Source organism: Streptomyces durocortorensis (assembly GCF_016901035.1).
Taxonomy (GTDB): Bacteria; Actinomycetota; Actinomycetes; order Streptomycetales; family Streptomycetaceae; genus Streptomyces; species Streptomyces durocortorensis.
On the sequence record NZ_JAFEUF010000050.1, the window covers coordinates 18,137 to 36,401 of the forward strand.

17 protein-coding genes are annotated in these 18,265 nt (G+C 71.9%); 3 read left to right on the forward strand and 14 right to left on the reverse strand.

Annotated features, from left to right (window positions below):
* Positions 1-101: 101 nt before the first annotated feature.
* From yajC to pgsA, 11 genes are all read right to left on the reverse strand, one after another.
* Positions 102-596, reverse strand: a complete 495-nt coding sequence (yajC, locus tag JS521_RS12960; RefSeq protein WP_205082993.1) for a preprotein translocase subunit YajC — start codon at positions 594-596, stop codon at positions 102-104.
* Between the two features lie 168 nt (positions 597-764).
* Positions 765-1,850, reverse strand: coding sequence for a Holliday junction branch migration DNA helicase RuvB (gene ruvB, locus JS521_RS12965; RefSeq protein WP_205082995.1), 1,086 nt, complete (start codon positions 1,848-1,850; stop codon positions 765-767).
* A 29-nt stretch (positions 1,851-1,879) separates the two neighbouring features.
* Positions 1,880-2,506, reverse strand: coding sequence for a Holliday junction branch migration protein RuvA (gene ruvA, locus JS521_RS12970; protein WP_205082997.1), 627 nt, complete (start codon positions 2,504-2,506; stop codon positions 1,880-1,882).
* Positions 2,503-3,129 (reverse strand): crossover junction endodeoxyribonuclease RuvC, encoded by a 627-nt coding sequence (gene ruvC, locus JS521_RS12975; protein WP_205082998.1) that lies wholly within the window; start codon positions 3,127-3,129, stop codon positions 2,503-2,505. Before ruvC ends, ruvA begins: the two co-directional genes overlap by 4 nt.
* Positions 3,130-3,309: 180 nt before the next feature.
* Positions 3,310-4,062: a YebC/PmpR family DNA-binding transcriptional regulator gene (locus tag JS521_RS12980; RefSeq protein ID WP_205083000.1), complete on the reverse strand. Its 753-nt coding sequence runs from the start codon at positions 4,060-4,062 to the stop codon at positions 3,310-3,312.
* A 61-nt stretch (positions 4,063-4,123) separates the two neighbouring features.
* Positions 4,124-4,717: a pyridoxal 5'-phosphate synthase glutaminase subunit PdxT gene (gene pdxT, locus JS521_RS12985; protein WP_205083001.1), complete on the reverse strand. Its 594-nt coding sequence runs from the start codon at positions 4,715-4,717 to the stop codon at positions 4,124-4,126.
* Positions 4,718-4,723: 6 nt separating this feature from the next.
* Complete coding sequence (gene pdxS, locus JS521_RS12990) at positions 4,724-5,644, reverse strand: pyridoxal 5'-phosphate synthase lyase subunit PdxS (protein ID WP_003970325.1); 921 nt, start codon at positions 5,642-5,644, stop codon at positions 4,724-4,726.
* A gap of 121 nt (positions 5,645-5,765) precedes the next feature.
* On the reverse strand, positions 5,766-6,314 hold the full coding sequence (locus JS521_RS12995) for a hypothetical protein (RefSeq protein WP_205083003.1): 549 nt from the start codon (positions 6,312-6,314) through the stop codon (positions 5,766-5,768).
* A gap of 107 nt (positions 6,315-6,421) precedes the next feature.
* Positions 6,422-7,582 carry a glycosyltransferase family 4 protein gene (locus JS521_RS13000; protein WP_205083004.1) on the reverse strand — a complete coding sequence of 387 codons (1,161 nt, stop codon included), beginning with the start codon at positions 7,580-7,582 and terminating at the stop codon, positions 6,422-6,424.
* The gene (locus JS521_RS13005) at positions 7,579-8,502 is read right to left on the reverse strand and encodes a phosphatidylinositol mannoside acyltransferase (protein ID WP_205083006.1); all 924 of its coding nucleotides are present in this window, start codon (positions 8,500-8,502) and stop codon (positions 7,579-7,581) included. The genes JS521_RS13000 and JS521_RS13005 overlap by 4 nt, the downstream gene beginning before the upstream one ends.
* The gene (pgsA, locus tag JS521_RS13010; RefSeq protein WP_205083007.1) at positions 8,499-9,200 is read right to left on the reverse strand and encodes a phosphatidylinositol phosphate synthase; all 702 of its coding nucleotides are present in this window, start codon (positions 9,198-9,200) and stop codon (positions 8,499-8,501) included. The genes JS521_RS13005 and pgsA overlap by 4 nt, the downstream gene beginning before the upstream one ends.
* A gap of 297 nt (positions 9,201-9,497) precedes the next feature.
* On the opposite strand from pgsA, the gene JS521_RS13015 reads away from it, so the two are divergent.
* The gene (locus JS521_RS13015; protein WP_205083008.1) at positions 9,498-11,723 is read left to right on the forward strand and encodes an elongation factor G-like protein EF-G2; all 2,226 of its coding nucleotides are present in this window, start codon (positions 9,498-9,500) and stop codon (positions 11,721-11,723) included.
* 206 nt (positions 11,724-11,929) lie between these two features.
* The gene (locus JS521_RS13020; protein WP_205083009.1) at positions 11,930-13,600 is read left to right on the forward strand and encodes an AbeC-like domain-containing protein; all 1,671 of its coding nucleotides are present in this window, start codon (positions 11,930-11,932) and stop codon (positions 13,598-13,600) included.
* Positions 13,601-13,669: 69 nt separating this feature from the next.
* On the opposite strand, the gene JS521_RS13025 is transcribed toward JS521_RS13020, so the two are convergent.
* Positions 13,670-14,233, reverse strand: a complete 564-nt coding sequence (locus JS521_RS13025) for an HIT family protein (RefSeq protein ID WP_010057277.1) — start codon at positions 14,231-14,233, stop codon at positions 13,670-13,672.
* Positions 14,234-14,299: 66 nt separating this feature from the next.
* Here JS521_RS13025 and JS521_RS13030 point away from each other — a divergent pair, with 66 nt between their 5' ends.
* The gene (locus JS521_RS13030; protein WP_205083010.1) at positions 14,300-14,977 is read left to right on the forward strand and encodes a potassium channel family protein; all 678 of its coding nucleotides are present in this window, start codon (positions 14,300-14,302) and stop codon (positions 14,975-14,977) included.
* 29 nt (positions 14,978-15,006) lie between these two features.
* On the opposite strand, the gene thrS is transcribed toward JS521_RS13030, so the two are convergent.
* Together thrS and JS521_RS13040 are read right to left on the reverse strand one after the other, a co-directional pair.
* A complete protein-coding gene (gene thrS, locus JS521_RS13035) occupies positions 15,007-16,983 on the reverse strand; it encodes a threonine--tRNA ligase (protein ID WP_205083011.1) in 1,977 nt (658 codons plus the stop codon).
* Positions 16,984-17,082: 99 nt separating this feature from the next.
* A partial coding sequence (locus JS521_RS13040) for a hypothetical protein (RefSeq protein ID WP_205083012.1) occupies positions 17,083-18,265 on the reverse strand: 1,183 nt, incomplete at its 5' end.

The window sequence follows — 18,265 nt, forward strand, 5'->3', positions numbered from 1 at the left end:
CCGTCTCTGTGGGTCGTGGCCCCCGCCCCCCCCCCCCCCCCCCGGCCGGGGCGGGGGGGGGGGGGGGGGGGGCCCCCCCCCCGCCCCCGGGGTCGTGAGAACTACTTGGAGTCGGCGTCGCCGTCGGTCTTGCCCTCGCCCTTGGCGTCCTTGGCGTCCTTGACGTCCTTGGCCGTGGCGTCCTCGGTCTCGGCGTCGTCGGCCGCGTCGTCCTTGCCCAGGTCGATCTTGGCGACCTCGGGGGCCTCGGCGTCACTGGTCAGCGAGGAGGCGTCGTCCGGGACGACGGTGCCGTCGGTGTCCAGCTCCTGCTCGTCGCCGTGGACGATGCGGTTGTACTCCGCGTCGTCCAGGACGGCGCCGATCGAGTTCTTCGCGTAGACGGCGTGCACGCCGGGGGCGACCTCGAGGAGCACGGTGTCGTCGTGGACTTCCTTCACGGTCGCGTACATGCCCCCGATCGTGCGGACGCCGGTACCGGGCTGCATGTCGTTGCGCATCTGCGCGGCCGCCGCCTGCTTCTTCTTGGCGGAGCGGGTCATCAGGAACATGGCCCCGATGAGCACGATGAAGGGGAGGAGAGTGATGAGATCCACGGGACGGGAATTCCTTCGCACGACCGCGACTGGAATGCGGCCTCATATATACGGGGGTGGGTACACCGACCGGTTAGGGCGGCATCGGCGGAGTCTAGATGAGTCCGCATCGATGGAACAACGCCCAGCATGGCACCCAGGTTCCTGTCCGAGCGAACCTGTGACGTATCACGCCCCGAACAGACCCTGTTGTCCCTTTACGCCGTGCTGCGGCGGGACCAGTCCCAGGTGGGCCCAGGCCGCAGGGGTGGCGACCCGGCCGCGCGGGGTCCTGGCCAGCAGTCCTTCCCGTACGAGGAAGGGCTCGGCGACCTCCTCGACGGTCTCGCGCTCCTCCCCCACGGCGACCGCCAGGGTGGACAGGCCGACCGGGCCGCCGCCGAAGAGTTTCAGCAGGGCGCCGAGGACGGCACGGTCCAGCCGGTCGAGTCCGCGGGCGTCGACCTCGTACACCTTGAGGGCCGCCGCGGCGATCTCCCGGTCGATGGCTCCCTCCGCCTTGACCTGGGCGTAGTCGCGGACGCGGCGCAGCAGACGGTTGGCGATACGGGGGGTGCCGCGGGAGCGTCCGGCGATCTCGGCGGCGCCCTCGACGTCGATCTCGACGTCCAGGAGGCGGGCGGAGCGGTGGATGACGCGCTCCAGCTCGGCGGGGGCGTAGAACTCCATGTGCCCGGTGAAGCCGAAGCGGTCGCGCAGCGGGGGCGGGAGCAGACCGGCCCGGGTGGTGGCCCCGACCAGGGTGAAGGGGGGCAGCTCCAGCGGGATCGCGGTGGCGCCGGGGCCCTTGCCGACGATGACGTCGACGCGGAAGTCCTCCATCGCCATGTAGAGCATCTCCTCGGCGGGCCGGGACATGCGGTGGATCTCGTCGAGGAAGAGGACCTCGCCCTCCTGGAGGGAGGAGAGGATCGCCGCGAGGTCGCCGGCGTGCTGGATGGCGGGGCCGGAGGTGATGCGGATCGGGGCGTTCATCTCGGCGGCGATGATCATCGAGAGGGTGGTCTTGCCGAGGCCGGGGGCGCCGGAGAGCAGCACGTGGTCGGCGGTGGCGCCGCGGGCGCGGGCCGCCTTGAGGACCAGGTCGAGCTGTTCGCGGACCTTCTCCTGGCCGACGAACTCCTCCAGGTCCTTGGGGCGCAGGGCCGCCTCGACCGCGGTGTCCTCGCCGTCCGCGTCCGCGTCGACCAGCCGGTCGTCGAAGACCGGGCCGGTCGGCTCGTCGGTCTCGGGTCCGGTCTCGTCCCAGTTCATCAAGGGCCTCTTCGGTGGTTCGGTGCCGGTCAGCGGGCGCGGTTGAGAGTCTGCAGGGCGGCCCGCAGCAGCTGCGGCACGGGGGGTACGGTGCCCTCGGCGACGGCGGCCTCGGCCTGCGGGGCGACGGCGTTGACGGCCTCGTCGGCCTCGCGGCTCGCGTAGCCGAGGCCGATCAGGGCGGCCTGGAGCTGGTCGCGCCAGCCGGAGGTCACGGGGGTGCCGATGCCCTGCTGGCCGATGTGCGCGCCGACCGGTTCGCCGAGCCGGTCCTTGAGCTCCAGAAGCAGCTTCTGGGCGCCCTTCTTGCCGATGCCGGAGACGGCGGTGAGCGCCTTCTCGTCGCCGGTGGAGACCGCGAGGCGCAGGGCGTCGGGGCTGTGGGTGGCGAGCATCGCCTGGGCGAGGCGGGGGCCGACGCCGCTGGCGGTCTGGAGCAGCTCGAACACCTGCCGCTCGTCGTCGTCGGCGAAGCCGTACAGCGTGAGGGAGTCCTCGCGGACGACGAGGGAGGTGGCGAGCCGGGCCTCCTTGCCGACGCGCAGGTCGGCGAGGGTGTGCGGGGTGCACTGGACGGCCATGCCGATGCCGCCGACCTCGATGACGGCCGTGGTCGGGGCGAGAGCGGCCACCGGGCCGGAGACGAAGGCGATCATGCGGTACGGCCTTTCAGCGTGCGAGGCGTTGCGGAGGTGCCCGGGGCGCCGGGCGTACGGGAGACACCGGGCGTACGAGAAGCGCCGGACGCCCGGGGTGCGCCGGGCGTCCGGCGGTGGGCGGCGACGGCCTGCTGGAGCCGGTTCTGCGCGGGGGCGCGCCAGATGTGGCAGATGGCGAGGGCCAGGGCGTCGGCGGCGTCGGCGGGCTTGGGCGGGGCGTCCAGCCGCAGCAGCCGGGTCACCATCGCGCCGACCTGGGCCTTGTCCGCGCGGCCGGAGCCGGTGACGGCCGCCTTGACCTCGCTGGGGGTGTGCAGGGCGACGGGGATGCCTCGGCGGGCGGCGCAGAGCATCGCGACCGCGCTGGCCTGGGCGGTGCCCATGACCGTACGGACGTTGTGCTGGGCGAAGACCCGCTCCACGGCCACGTAACCCGGATCGTGCTCGTCGAGCCACTGCTCGATGCCGCGCTCGACGGCGACGAGCCGGTCGCCCAGCTCCGCGTCGGAGGAAGTGCGCACGACGCCGACGCCGATCATGGTCAGCGGTCGTCCCGCGACGCCTTCGACCACGCCGACGCCGCACCGGGTCAGCCCCGGGTCGATGCCCAGAACCCGCATGGAGCCCCCCTGTCCTCAGCCCGTCGACGGCGCGCACCGCGCCCGCTCGATCATCTGTTCCCGCAGGCTATCGGCTCGCACTGACAAAGCCCCGTAACGACAACACCGCGTCACCACAGGACGACGGGCCGACGGGGAGTGCCCCGTCGGCCCGCCGCGCCTGGCCGTGCGGCCGTGCCGTCAGGCGTCGACCTTCTCCATGACCTCGTCGGACACGTCGAAGTTGGCGAAGACGTTCTGCACGTCGTCGCTGTCCTCCAGCGCGTCGATGAGCTTGAAGATCTTGCGTGCGCCCTCTTCGTCCAGCTCGACCTGCATGGTCGGCAGGAAGTTGGCCTCGGCGGAGTCGTAGTCGATGCCCGCCTCCTGGAGCGCGGTGCGCACCGCGACCATGTCGGTGGCCTCGCTGACCACCTCGAAGGTCTCGCCGAGGTCGTTGACCTCCTCGGCGCCCGCGTCGAGGACCGCGCCGAGGACGTCGTCCTCGGTCAGCTCGCCCTTGGGCAGGATCACGACGCCCTTGCGGTTGAACAGGTACGAGACGGAGCCCGGGTCGGCCATCGAGCCGCCGTTCCGGGTCATGGCGACACGTACGTCGGACGCGGCACGGTTGCGGTTGTCGGTGAGGCACTCGATGAGCACCGCGACACCGTTGGGGCCGTAACCCTCGTACATGATCGTCTCGTAGTCGGCGCCGCCCGCTTCGAGACCGCCGCCGCGCTTGACCGCGGAGTCGATGTTCTTGTTCGGGACGGAGCTCTTCTTCGCCTTCTGGATGGCGTCGACGAGCGTGGGGTTGCCGTCGGGGTCGACGCCGCCGGAGCGGGCCGCGACCTCGATGTTCTTGATCAGCTTCGCGAAGAGCTTGCCGCGCTTGGCGTCAATCACGGCCTTCTTGTGCTTCGTCGTAGCCCATTTAGAGTGGCCGGACATCTGCCTTCTCCTTCGCGTCACCAAAATCGAGTCGAACCCGAGAGATCCTACCGGGGTCCGCTCACTTCACTGCGCGCACCATGTCCACGAACAGAGCGTGCACGCGATGGTCGCCGGTCAGTTCGGGGTGGAACGAGGTGGCGAGGGCGTTTTTCTGCCGTACCGCCACGATGTGCCCGCCGTGTTCGGCGATGACCTCGGTCTCGGCCCCGACGGACTCGACCCAGGGCGCACGGATGAACACACCGTCCACCGGGCCGCCTTCGACGCCGCCGACCTCGACCGCGGCCTCGAACGACTCGTTCTGCCGGCCGAAGGCATTGCGCCGCACGATCATGTCGATGCCGCCGAGGGTCTCCTGGCCCGAGCGGGGGTCGAGGATCTTCTCCGCGAGAAGGATCATCCCGGCGCAGGTGCCGTAGACCGGCATCCCGGCCCGGACCCGTTCGCGCAGCGACTCCATCATGCCGAAGAGCACGGCCAGTTTGGACATGGTGGTGGACTCGCCGCCCGGGATGACCAGGCCGTCCACCTCGGCGAGCTCCTCGGGGCGCCGGACCGGCCTGGCCACGGCGTCCGCCGAGGCCAGGGCGATCAGATGCTCCCGCACGTCACCCTGGAGAGCCAGGACGCCGATCAGGGGGGTGTCGCTCATCAGTGGTTACCAGCCGCGGTTGGCATAGCGCTCGGACTCGGGCAGCGTGTCGCAGTTGATGCCGACCATGGCCTCGCCCAGGTTGCGGGAGGCGTCCGCGATGACCTTGGGGTCGTCGTAGAAGGTGGTGGCCTTCACGATGGCGGCGGCGCGCTTGGCCGGGTCGCCGGACTTGAAGATGCCGGAGCCGACGAAGACGCCCTCGGCGCCGAGCTGGCGCATCAGCGCGGCGTCGGCCGGGGTGGCGACGCCACCGGCGGAGAACAGCACGACGGGCAGCTTGCCCAGCTCCGCGACCTCCTTGACCAGCTCGTAGGGGGCGCGGAGGTCCTTGGCGGCGGCGTACAGCTCGTTGTTGTCGAAGCCGCGCAGACGCGCGATCTCGTTCTTGATCTGGCGGAGGTGGCGGACGGCCTCGACGACGTTGCCGGTGCCGGCCTCGCCCTTCGAGCGGATCATGGCCGCGCCCTCGGCGATGCGGCGCAGGGCCTCGCCCAGGTTGGTGGCGCCGCAGACGAAGGGGGTGGTGAAGGCGAACTTGTCGCTGTGGTTGACCTCGTCGGCCGGGGTGAGGACCTCGGACTCGTCGATGTAGTCGACACCGAGGGACTGGAGGACCTGGGCCTCGACGAAGTGGCCGATGCGGGACTTGGCCATGACCGGGATGGAGACGGCCCCGATGATCTCCTCGATCATGTTGGGGTCGGACATCCGGGCCACGCCGCCGTCCTTGCGGATGTCGGCCGGCACCCGCTCCAGGGCCATGACGGCCACGGCGCCCGCGTCCTCGGCGATCTTCGCCTGCTCGGCGTCGACGACGTCCATGATCACGCCGCCCTTGAGCTGCTCGGCCATGCCGCGCTTGACGCGGGCGGTGCCGGTGGCGGGGGACTCGGCGGACTGCGGGGTGCTGGGAAGCGTGGACACGGGACCTCACTCGGTGAAAGACGCTGGATACTGCATCGCCGAGCAAACGCTGTGGAAGCAGGCCACAGCAAGGGCCAATGAACAGGCCGTGGATCGTTTTGGCCTGGGATCGTGCTCCCGCTCAGGTGCCCGGGCGGTCCGCGAGGGCCACCGGCGGGGCGTCGTCCATCTCGAAGGCGAGCGGGAACGGCGCGTGCCCGGCGAGCCGGAAGAGCCGGACGGTACGGTGCCGACGCAGCGCGCGGGCGGCGCGTACGGCGTCGTTGTGGAAGCGACGGGCCATGGGCACGCGGCGTACGGCGGCGGCCAGTTCGGTGGCCGCCTCGACGCCGCCGGGGATCTCCTTCACCGCGTCGACCTGGGCCGGTTCGCCGAAGACGGCGCGCAGGGCGGTGCTCAACTCGCTCTCGGCGACCTCGCGGTGGTCCTCCTCGGCTTGCCGGGCGGCGTGCGCGGCCTCGTACAGGACGATCGAGGCGGCCGGGTCCAGGACGCCTGAGGTGGCCAGCTCCTGGGTGACCGAGGCGCGGCGCAGCAGTTGGGCGTCGAGGGCGGCGCGGGCGGCGTCGATCCGGGAGTGCAGGCGGTCGAGGCGGCCGGCGGTCCAGCTGAGGTACACGCCGATCGCGATGACGGCGAGGACGATCCAGACGATGAGGGTTACGGTCACGGGCCCACACGCTACCGTCGCCGGCGGCCCCCGGCTTCAACGGGACGACGCCCGAGGCCGCGTACGGGGCCCGGCCCGCGCCACCGTCAGGCGCGGGCGCCCGGCCCTCAGTCCCTGGCCAGCCCGAACCGGGACCGCAGCCCCGGGCGTTCGTCCGCCGCGACCGAGGCGGCCCCGTCGGTCACCGTCTCGTACACCGCGAGGATGTCGGCCCCCACCGTCGTCCAGTCGAAGCGCCGTACGTGGGCTCCGCCGCGCTCGCGCAGGCCCTCGCGGCGCTCCGGGTCGCCCAGCAGCCGGATCGCGGCCTCGGCCAGCGCGTCGGCGTCCTCGTTGGCGAACAGGTCGCCCGCCGCCCCCTGGTCCAGGACCTGCGCGAAGGCGTCCAGGTCGCTCGCGAGGACCGGCGCTCCGGCCGACAGCGCCTCGACCAGGATGATCCCGAAGCTCTCGCCGCCGGTGTTGGGGGCCACGTACACGTCGACGCTGCGCAGCAGCCGGGCCTTGTCCTCGTCGCTGACCATGCCGAGGAACTCGACGCGCTCGCGCAGCTCCTTCGGCAGGGACACCACCGCCTCCTCCTCGTCGCCGCGCCCGGCGACCAGCAGGCGGGCCTCGGGGCGGGCGGCGAGGATCGCGGGCAGCGCCTTCATCAGGACGGGCAGGCCCTTGCGGGGCTCGTCGATGCGGCCGATGAAGCCGAGCGTCTGCCCCTGCCACTCGGCCTTGGGCTCGGCGTCGGCGAAGAAGCCGACGTCGACGCCGTTGGGGATGACGACGGCGTCGCCGCCGAGGTGCTCGACCAGGGTGCGCCGGGCGTACTCGCTGACCGCGATCCGGGCGCTGATCTTCTCCAGCGCGGGCTGCAGGATCGGGTACGCGGCGATCATCGCCCGGGAGCGCGGGTTGGAGGTGTGGAAGGTGGCCACGATCGGCCCCTGCGCCGCCCAGCAGGCCAGCAGCCCCAGCGACGGGGAGGTCGGCTCGTGGATGTGGATCACGTCGAAGGTGCCGTCGTGCAGCCAGCGCCGGACCCGGGCCGCCGACAGGAAGCCGAAGTTCAGCCGGGCAACCGAGCCGTTGTACGGGACCGGGACGGCCCGGCCCGCCGAGACGACGTACGGCGGCAGCGGTGTCTCGTCGTCGGCGGGGGCCAGGACGGAGACCTCGTGGCCGAGCCGGATCAGGTGTTCGGCGAGGTCTCGGATGTGGAACTGCACGCCGCCGGGGACGTCCCAGGAGTACGGGCAGACGATGCCGATCTTCACTTCGGTGCCCCCCGGGGGTCCAGGTCGTCCAGCCAGAGCCGCTGGAGCATGTGCCAGTCCTCCGGGTGCTCGGCGATCCCGCCGGCGAAGGCGTCGGCGAGCGCCTGCGTCATGGCGGAGGTCTTCTCGGTGCGGGTGCCTTCCGTCGGCGCCTCGACCGCCGGGTGGACGCGCGCCTTCATCACCGGCGTGCCGTCGTACCAGAGCGTCACCGGCATCAGCAGCGCGCCCGTCTGCTGGGCGAGCAGCGCCGGGCCCGCGGGCATCCTGGCGGTGGAGCCGAAGAACGACACCTCGACGCCGGACGCGGACAGGTCCCGGTCCGCGACCAGGCAGACCAGGCCGCCCGCGCGCAGCCGCCGGGCCAGCGTCCCGAACGCGGCCCCGCCGCTGTGCGGCAGGACCTCCATGCCGAGGCCCTCGCGGTAGGCGACGAACCGGTCGTAGAGCGTCGCGGGCTCCAGCCGTTCGGCGACGGTGGTGAAGGGGACCTTCAGGTCGGTGGTGACCCAGGCTCCGGCCAGGTCCCAGTTGCCGAGGTGCGGCAGGGCGATGATCACGCCGTTCCCGGCGTCCAGGCCCTCGGTGAGGTGGTGGGCGTCCTTGACGTCGATGCTCGCCTTGATGCGCTCCGGGGTCCAGGTCGGCAGCCGGAACGACTCCATCCAGTAGCGCATGTACGAGCGCATCCCGGCCTTGGACAGCTCGGCCAGCCGCTCCGGGCCGGCGTCGGGGACGACCCGCGCCAGGTTGGACTCCAGGCGCAGCACGCTCTTGCCGCGCCGCTTCCAGACCTGGTCGGCGATGGTGCGGAAGAGGCGGGCGGCGGCGGGCTCGGGCAGCGTCTTGACCGCGCTCCAGCCCAGTCCGTACAGCCCGTCGGTGAGCCGGCCCTTCAGGTCGGACGCGCCCGCGCTCACCGGTCGGCCTCGCTCCCCTGGCCCGACGCGGGGCCCGAAGCGACCGGGCCCCCGTTCGCGGCCTCGGCGGCATCCGCCTCGGCCGACTCGCGGCGTACGGTCACCACCCGCTGGATCAGCGTGACGAGGCTGCCCACGGCGACGATCCACAGCGCGATCGGGAGCAGGACGTCGATGTGCGGCACGCCGAACGTGTGCAGTCCGGCGAGACCGGCGGCGACCAGCGAGATCACCAGCCGCTCGGCGCGCTCCACCAGGCCGTTGACCGCCACCGGCAGGCCGATCGACTCGCCGCGCGCCTTCGTGTACGAGACCACCTGGCCGCTGGCCAGGCAGAAGATCGCGACGGCGCAGAGGATGTTGTCGTCGCCGCTGCCCGCGTACCAGAGGGCGAAGCCGGCGAAGATCGCGCCGTCGGCGACCCGGTCCAGCGTCGAGTCGAGGAACGCGCCCCACCGGCTGGAGATCCCGGCCTGCCGCGCCATGTTGCCGTCGACGAGGTCGGAGAAGACGAAGATCGTGATGACGATCGTGCCCCAGAAGAACTCCCCCATCGGGAAAAAGACCAGCGCACCTGCCATCACTCCGGCCGTGCCGATGAGAGTGACCGCGTCGGGGCTGACCCCGAGACGGAGCAGCAGAGCGGCGAACGGTGTGAGGACACGCGTGAAGAATGCACGCGCGTACTTGTTCAGCATGGCCTTCCCGAGGGTTCGGTTCGCCGGGCGGCCCCTTCGGCCACCGGCTGGCCCATCGTAGTCACCGCCGGTGCCTTCCACCGGACGGGCACCCGCCGGGTGTCCCCCGGGATCCGGCCCCGGCCGGACGGCGCCCGTGCGCGACCTATGGACGAGGCCCCGCCGCGGTGCCAAGCTCGAAGGACCGCGGGCGTCGCCGAGACCGCCGCGGCGGCCTCTCCGCCCCCCCGTGACCACCGCTGCTCCGCGCGCGGTCGCCCTCCCCCGCACCGCGCCATCGACCGGGAGGCACGCACCATGGGCGACAAGGCACACGCACACCCCGGAGCCGCCGGAGGGGCACCGACGGCCGGCCACCCCTCCGTCGTACGGAACGTGGTGCTGGTCGGCCCCAGCGGATCGGGCAAGACCACCCTGGTCGAGGCGCTGGCCCTGACGGCGGGGGCGGTGAACCGGGCCGGCCGGGTCGAGGACGGGGCGACCGTCTCCGACTACGACGAGATCGAGCAGCGGCGACGGCGTTCCGTACAGCTCTCGCTGGTCCCGGTGGCCTGGGACGGCTGCAAGATCAATCTGCTGGACACCCCCGGCTACGCGGACTTCGTCGGGGAGCTGCGGGCCGGTCTGCGCGCAGCGGACGCGGCCCTCTTCGTCGTCTCGGCGGCCCAGGAGGCGGAGTCGGTGGCCGCGACCACCCGGGCCGTCTGGGAGGAGTGCGCGCTCGTCGGCATGCCGCGCGCGATCGTCGTCACGCACCTGGACACCGCCCGCACCTCGTTCGACGACATGATCCGGATCTGCGCCGAGAACTTCGGGGGCGAGGACCCCGACGCCGTACTGCCGCTGTACCTGCCGGTCCTGGGGCCCGAGGGTGCGGACGGGCACGCCCCGCTGACCGGCCTCACCGGGCTGCTGAGCCGGCGGATCCTCGACCACTCCTCGGGCGAACGCACCGAGCTGCCGCCCGCCCCCGACCAGGATGAACCCCTGCGGGCCGCCCGGGACCGGCTGATCGAGGGGATCATCGCCGAGAGCGAGGACGAGTCCCTCATGGACCGCTACCTCGGCGGCGAGGACATCGACGTCACGACGCTGATCGGCGATCTGGAACGGGCCGTCGCCCGGGGCTCCTTCCACCCCGTCCTCACGGCGGCCCCGGCGGCCGAGGGCGCCCGCCAGGGCATCGGCACCGTCGAGCTGCTGGAGCTGATCACCCGCGGCTTCCCGACCCCGCTGGAGCGCACGCCGCCCGTCGTCACCACCCCGTCGGGCAAGCCCCGGCCCGCACCGGTCTGCGACCCGGACGGCCCGCTGGTCGCCGAGGTCGTCAAGACGTCCTCCGACCCGTACGTGGGCCGGGTCTCGCTGGTCCGCGTCTTCTCCGGCACTCTGCGCCCCGACGACTCCGTGCACCTGTGCGGCCACGGCCTGGACGCGACGGGGCACGCCCCGCGCCCCTGCCACGAGGCGGAGATCCGCGTCGGGGCGCTCACCTCACCGTTCGGCCGCCGGCAGAACGCCCTGGACCGGTGCGTCGCGGGCGATCTGGCGTGCGTGGCCCGGCTCGGCGAGGCGGAGACCGGCGACACCCTCTCCCCGGCCGGCGACCCGGTCCTGATCGAGCCCTGGTCGACGCCGGACCCGCTGCTTCCGCTGGCGGTTCGGGCCCACGGCAAGGCGGACGAGGACAAACTGTCGCAGGGCCTGGCCAGGCTGGTCGCCGAGGACCCGACGCTGCGCCTCGAACAGAACCCGGACACCGGCCAGGTCGTCCTGTGGTGCCTGGGCGAGGCCCACCAGGAGGTGGCCCTGGAGCGGCTGCGCAACCGCTACGGCGTCCAGGTCGACGCGGAGCCGCACCGGGTGCCGCTGCGCGAGACGTTCGCCGGGCCGGCCGCCGGGCGCGGACGGCACGTCAAACAGTCCGGCGGGCACGGCCAGTTCGCGATCTGCGAGATCGAGGTGGAGCCGCTGCCGCCGGGCTCCGGCATCGAGTTCGTCGACAAGGTCGTCGGCGGTGCGGTGCCGCGCCAGTTCATCCCCTCGGTGGAGAAGGGCGTCCGGGCCCAGGCAGCCAAAGGGCTGGCCGCCGGGCACCCGCTGGTCGACGTACGGGTCACGCTCGTGGACGGCAAGGCGCATTCGGTGGACTCCTCGGACGCCGCGTTCCAGACCGCCGGGGCTCTCGCGCTGCGCGAGGCCGCCTCCGAGTCCCGTATCCGGCTCCTGGAGCCGGTGTGCGAGGTGAGCGTGCTGGTCCCCGACGACTACGTGGGCCCGGTGATGAGCGACCTGTCGGGGCGGCGGGGCCGGGTCGTGGGCACGGAGCAGAGTGCGGGCGGGCGCACGCTCGTACGGGCGGAGGTGCCGGAGATCGAGGTCGGCCGGTACGCGGTGGACCTGCGCTCCCTGTCGCACGGCACCGGCCGCTTCGACCGCGCGTACGCCCGGCACGAGGCGATGCCGCCGCAGATCGCCGACCGGGTCCGCGCCGAGCAGGCGAACGGGTCACCCGGCGCATGACCGGCGAACCGGCCGCCCCGGCGCAGACAGGCAGGCGGGCCCCCGGCGCGTGACCGGCGCACTGTCGCACTCACCGTCCGCGACCACGCCGGTGACGGGTGGTGGTGTGATCCGGACGATACGCTGTGGTCGCAGCTCAGAAGGTATGCCGCGTACGGTAGTTGGGCACACCGCAGGAGCAGACGTGCGGCGAGTGGGGGCGACAGGTGGCCAGCGACGGATTCGACTTCTCACCCGGGGCCCAGATCCCGGTCCAGGGCTCGGGCAGCCAGACCGTGGCGACCAATGCCCTGGCCTCGGCGGCGTATCGGGACAGCCCGGTGGAGACGATCCTCGACGCCAACAGCGAGTGGCACAAATCAACGGTGAAGCCGGGCTCCTCCAAACTCTTCAAGTCCGACTACTTCAAGCCGAATCTCGGCGAGGCGTTCGCCCGGGCCGTCCAGGAGCGGATGCTGGGCGGCGCCCGCAAGGCGCTGATCCAGTCCTTCGGCACGGACCCGCAGACCGTGGTGGAGCACTGCCTGTCGGCGAACAACCTGCGCAAGGCCCGGGACACCCGGCTCACCCTGGTGACCGTGGTGTTCGGCGTCCTGTTCCTGCCGGGCATGGTGGCCTGGGTGATCGCCTTCCGGATCCGGGACATGCTCAACAAGTCCAGCGACGCGGCGTTCAAGGCCGTCGGCACGGTGCTGCTGGCCGCCTTCGGAGTCGGTGCGCTGATCCTGGTGGTCAAGCTGCCGCTGGACGGCTTCTGGGCTCTCTACTTCCGGGGCGCGGTCATCGCGCCGGTGATCGGCTGGGTGCTCGCCAAACGGATCGCCGAGACCTCGGCCAGGGACATGCGGGCCCGCTGGGAGGGCCTTCTCTCGGGCACCGGGGTGATCGCCAAGATCCCCGAGGCGGTCCCGAAGAACCCCAACGAGACCGCGCGCGAGGCCCTGCGCCAGGGCCTGGAGAAGCTGTCGGCCGAGCAGCAGTCGAACGCCGTCTTCTACGCCGGCCCCAAGGGCGTCCTCGGGATGGGCACCCGCTGGGGCAGCTGGCAACTGGCCGAGGAGCTGCTGCCGAAGGATCCGACGAAGGAGATCCACCAGTTCCGCAGCTGGGACCTGATCCGGATCATCCACGACCAGCTGAAGATGCTGGAGCGCGGGCCGCTGAACACCGGAGGCTTCCCCAAGCCGTCCGTGAAGCACTGGGTCGTCTCGCCCATCGGGGAGAACGCCGACGCCGTCACCCGCCCCGAGGGCGAGGACGTCGCCACCTTCCAGGTGAAGCCCCACGAGATACAGCGGATCTGCAACCACCAGCAGTTCGGCAGCGGCGACCGGCACTACCTGGGCGTCCAGTTCGCCCTGTGGGACGGCCAGTTGGTGATCACCATGATGATCACCGTGACCGTGCTCCACGAGACGCTGCGCATCGAGGTGACGGGCCACGCGCTGGGGCCGGTGCACAGCCTGTTCCTCACCAAGCCGGCGGCGAAGACGAAGACGGTCAACAAGACGGTCCGCTTCTGGGAGACCCGGGACGTCCCGCTGGCGCTGGTGGACGCCAAGGAGGTCGTCCGGCTCGCGCTGCGGGCTCCCCTCACCTGGTATCCGCCGATGCTGGACTACCTGGGCGGCAAGATCGTGCTGCCCGAGCCGTTCGGGCTGCGGCACGCATGGGCGGCCAAGCCGTGGAACCACCGCTTCATGGCGGACGACGCGATGCGCGCCGCCACCCCGGTGCTGCGGGCGGTCCACTCGGCGGCGATGCGGGTCCTCGCGGAGAACGGCGTCGACACGGAGCGCTTCGACAACCGCTCGGGCATACTGAGCGGCCTCGTACAGGACCCGGCCCCGCGCAAGGCCGACGTCTACGACGCGTAGGTACGACGCGTCGTAGATACGCGTACGGCGAAGGCCCCCGCCGCGGCGGGGGCCTTCGCGTTCGACGTCCTAGACGGCGGCGGGCCAGGCGTCGGCCAGCATCGCCCGGGTGTCGCCCAGCAGCTGGGGCAGCACCTTGGTGTGGCCGATGACCGGCATGAAGTTGGTGTCCCCGCCCCAGCGCGGCACCAGGTGCTGGTGCAGGTGCGCGGCGATCCCGGCCCCGGCCACCGAGCCCTGGTTCATGCCGATGTTGAAGCCGTGCGCCCCGGAGGCCGCCCGCAGCGCGACCATGGCCCGCTTGGTGAAGTCCGCCAGCTCGGCCGTCTCCGGACCGTCCAGCTCCGTGTAGTCGGCCACGTGCCGGTAAGGGACGACCATGAGGTGTCCGCCGTTGTACGGATACAGGTTCAGCACCGCGTAGACGTGCTCGCCGCGCGCGACGACGAGCCCGTCCTCGTCGGATTTCGCCGGGATCGAACAGAACGGACAGCCGTCCTCGGCGCCCGGGCCGCTCGGCTTGTCCTGGCCCTGGATGTACGCCATCCGATGGGGGGTCCACAGGCGCTGGAATGCGTCGGGCGTCCCCACGCCGATCTGCTGCTCCGGCTCACTCGTCATGCCGATCAGCATATTGCGTCACCCCGGCGGAGCGTGTCGCCGGGGGCGCACCGCTCGGCCGCCCACGATGCTGAGGCGATGAACGACCGACCCGCCCCCGATCGACCCGTCCGGCTGACCCGCTGGGAGCAGCGCACGGAGGTTCCGCTCTTCGCGGCGGGGCTGCTCTTCCTGACGGGGTACGCGTTCCGGGTGCTGACCTCGCACGAGGCCGAGCCCTGGAACGACATCGCGCTGATCCTGGTCTGGTCGACCTGGCTGCTCTTCCTCGTCGACTACGTCACCCGGCTGCGGCTCAGCGGCCTGGGCGCGCGCTTCCTGCGCGTGCACTGGCTCGACACCCTGGTCCTGCTGCTGCCGTTGCTGCGCCCGCTGCGGATGGTGCAGGTCTACCAGGCGGTGCAGCGCCGCCACGACCGGCCGCGGCTGGACCTGTACGCGCGCGTGATGGCGTACGCGAGCCTGACCGCCGTCCTGCTCGGCTTCTCCGCCGCGCTCGCGGTCTACCACCTGGAGCACACCGCCCCCGGCGCCTCCATCCGTACGTTCGGCGACGCGGTGTGGTGGGCGTGCGCGACGCTGACGACGGTCGGCTACGGGGACGCCACACCGGTCACGCTGTGGGGCAGGACGGTCGCGGCGGGGCTGATGGCGTGCGGTCTGGCGCTGCTGGGGGCGGTGACGGGGTCGTTCTCGTCGTGGCTGATCCAGGTGTTCACCAGGGAGGACGAGAAACGGCCCCCCGAGCGGGGTTAGCGCTCCGGGGGCCGTGACCGACTTCGGGGTCAGACCTGTACGCGGTCCTCGACGGCCTTCGCGATCTTGGCGATGGCCTCGTCGACCGGGATGCCGTTCTCCTGCGAACCGTCGCGGTAGCGGAAGGAGACGGCACCGTTGGCCATGTCCTCGTCACCGGCGATGATCATGAACGGGACCTTGTTCTTCTGCTGGTTGCGGATCTTCTTCTGCATCCGGTCCGAGGAGGCGTCCACGTCCACCCGCAGCCCCTGCTTGCGCGCCTTGGCGGCGAACTCCTGGAGGTAGGGGATGTGAGCGTCGCCGATCGGGATGCCCACGGCCTGGACCGGGGCGAGCCAGACCGGGAACGCGCCCGCGTAGTGCTCCAGGAGCACGGCGAAGAAGCGCTCGATGGAACCGAACAGGGCACGGTGGATCATGACCGGGCGCTGCTTGGAGCCGTCGGGGCCGGTGTACTCCAGGTCGAAGCGCTCCGGCAGGTTGAAGTCGAGCTGCACGGTCGACATCTGCCAGGTACGGCCGATGGCGTCCTTGCACTGCACGGAGATCTTCGGGCCGTAGAACGCGGCGCCACCCGGGTCCGGGACCAGGGGCAGGCCCTGCTTCTCGGCGACCTGACGGAGCGTCTCGGTGGCCTCTTCCCAGGTCTCGTCCGAGCCGACGTACTTCTCCGGGTCCTTGGTGGACAGCTCCAGGTAGAAGTCGGTGAGCCCGTAGTCGCGGAGCAGGTTCAGCACGAAGGTGAGCGTGCGGTCGAGCTCCTCCGCCATCTGCTCCTTGGTGCAGTAGATGTGCGCGTCGTCCTGCGTGAAGCCGCGCGAACGGGTGAGACCGTGCACGACGCCCGACTTCTCGTACCGGTACACCGTGCCGAACTCGAAGAGGCGCAGGGGCAGTTCGCGGTAGGAGCGGCCGCGCGCGTCGAAGATCAGGTTGTGCATCGGGCAGTTCATCGGCTTGAGGTAGTAGTCCACCCCGTCGTCGAGCTGCATGGGCGGGTACATGCCGTCGGCGTACCAGTCCAGGTGGCCGGACTTCTCGAAGAGCTTGCCCTTGGTGGCGTGCGGGCTGTAGACGAACTCGTAGCCCTCCTCCTCGTGACGGCGGCGCGAGTAGTCCTCCATGGCCCGGCGGATGACGCCGCCCTTGGGGTGGAAGACCGCGAGGCCGGGGCCGATCTCGTCGGGGAAGGAGAAGAGGTCCAGCTCGTTGCCGAGCTTGCGGTGGTCGCGCTTGGCGGCCTCCTCCAGGAACTCCAGGTGCGCCTTCAGCTCGTCCTTGGTCGGCCAGGCGGTGCCGTAGATGCGCTGGAGCATCGGGTTCTTCTCGCTGCCGCGCCAGTAGGCCGCCGCGTTGCGCATCAGCTTGAACGCCGGGATGAACCGGGTGGTCGGCAGGTGCGGACCCCGGCAGAGGTCCTTCCAGCACAGGTCGCCGGTCTTGGGGTCGAGGTTGTCGTAGATGGTCAGCTCGCCGCCGCCCACCTCGACGTCCGCGCCGTCGTCCGAGGAGGCGGAGCCCTTGATGCCGATGAGCTCCAGCTTGTACGGCTCGTTCGCCAGCTCCTCGCGGGCGGCCTCGTCGGAGACCACGCGGCGGGAGAACTTCTGGCCCCGCTTCTGGATCTCCTGCATCTTCTTCTCGATGGCCTTGAGGTCCTCGGGGGTGAACGGCTTCTCGACGTCGAAGTCGTAGTAGAAGCCGTCCTTGACCGGCGGGCCGATGCCGAGCTTCGCCTCCGGGAACAGCTCCTGCACGGCCTGGGCCATGACATGCGCGGTGGAGTGGCGCAGGATGTTGAGGCCGTCCTCGGAGGAGATCTCCACCGGCTCGACGCTCTCGCCGTCCTGGAGCTCGTACGAGAGGTCCTTCAGCTCGCCGCCGATGCGCGCGGCGACGACGGTGCGCTGTCCGGGGAAGAGTTCGCCGGCGGTCGTGCCCGTCGTCACCACGTGCTCTTCCCGCTCGGAATCGCGTTGGATGATCACACGGACGTCTGACACCGGTCTCTCCTGACTGAGGGGATGCCCGTTTCCTGGTCCACGGGCAAGGAGAATCGTACCGAGCCGTACGCCCCCGACGCGAACGCCTTCCGGGCCGCCCTACGGCTCCTCCCCCGCGCACGCCTCCTCGAAGAAGTCGACGTTCTCCTGGAGCGCCTTCATCAGCCGGTCCCGCTCCGCCTCCTCGACCTGGACGGGCGCCACCTGCGACGCCCCGGTGAGCCGCCGGAACCCGCCCCGCCGCTCAAGCCGTCCCTCCACCCGCAGCGGCAGCCCCACGAGGTGGGCGTGGCCCGCGATCCGGTACGCCTCCTCGTCCAGCTCCACGCCGACGTGCGCGACCTCCGGCCCCGCCAGCACCCGCAGCCGTACGATCCCGGCGCCGCGCGGCCCGGAGCGGCGCAGCCGGACCACCGCGCCGGTCAGCCGGACCTGCCCGGCGGGTTCGTCGCGGAGGTAGCGGGCTCCGGCGGCGTGCAGGGCGGGCAGGTCGCCCGGGGAGAACTCGACGGGGGCCGGCCGGGCCGGGCAGCCGTCCGGGGTGCCTGCGGCGGGCGCCCACCGCAGGTCGACCCCGGCGCCCTCGGAACCGCGCACCAGGGCGATCAGCGCCTCGGTCAGCTCCCGCCCGACGCCCGCGGCGATCGCGCTGTCGAAGGCCTCCATGCCGCCGGTGGCCCGCTGGTAGTCGACCGCCTCGCGGGTGGCGTGCAGGGCGTGGCAGAGCTGGACGGCGACGGCGCGCCCGGAGGCGACAGGGACGTACGCGGTGAGGCTGCGGCCGCCGGGGTCGGGGCCGATGAGCGCGTCGTCCAGCGCGGCGCGGGCCTTCCTGCGGTGTCGCGCCCCGTGGTAGCCCGCCCGGCCGCGGGCCGCCAGCGCCCCGGCCATGAGGACTTGCCGGGCCGCCGTGTGCAGGGCCTCCGCCTCGGTCCAGCCGGAGGCGCCGGCCGCTCCGGCCGCCGACTCGGGGACCTCGCGCCACCAGTGGATCTCGTCGCTGGGCACGGCGAGGGAGACGAGGACGTCGCGGGCGGAGGGGTCGGCGCTGCGGCCGAGGGCGACGAGGGCCTCCTCGATCAGCTCCCCGCTGTCGGGGAAGGCCGCGCTCTCGGGCACCAGCAGGCTGGTCGCCCCGGCGGCGGATCCGGGCGGGGTCCAGCGGCCGTAGCGTCCCGGCGCTCCCCCGCGCCGCTGCCAGCCGTGCCGTCGCAGGAGGGCCCCGAGGACGGCGGGGTCGGGCAGCTCGGCGCCCGACTCGGCGAGTGGCGGGGGCCAGGGG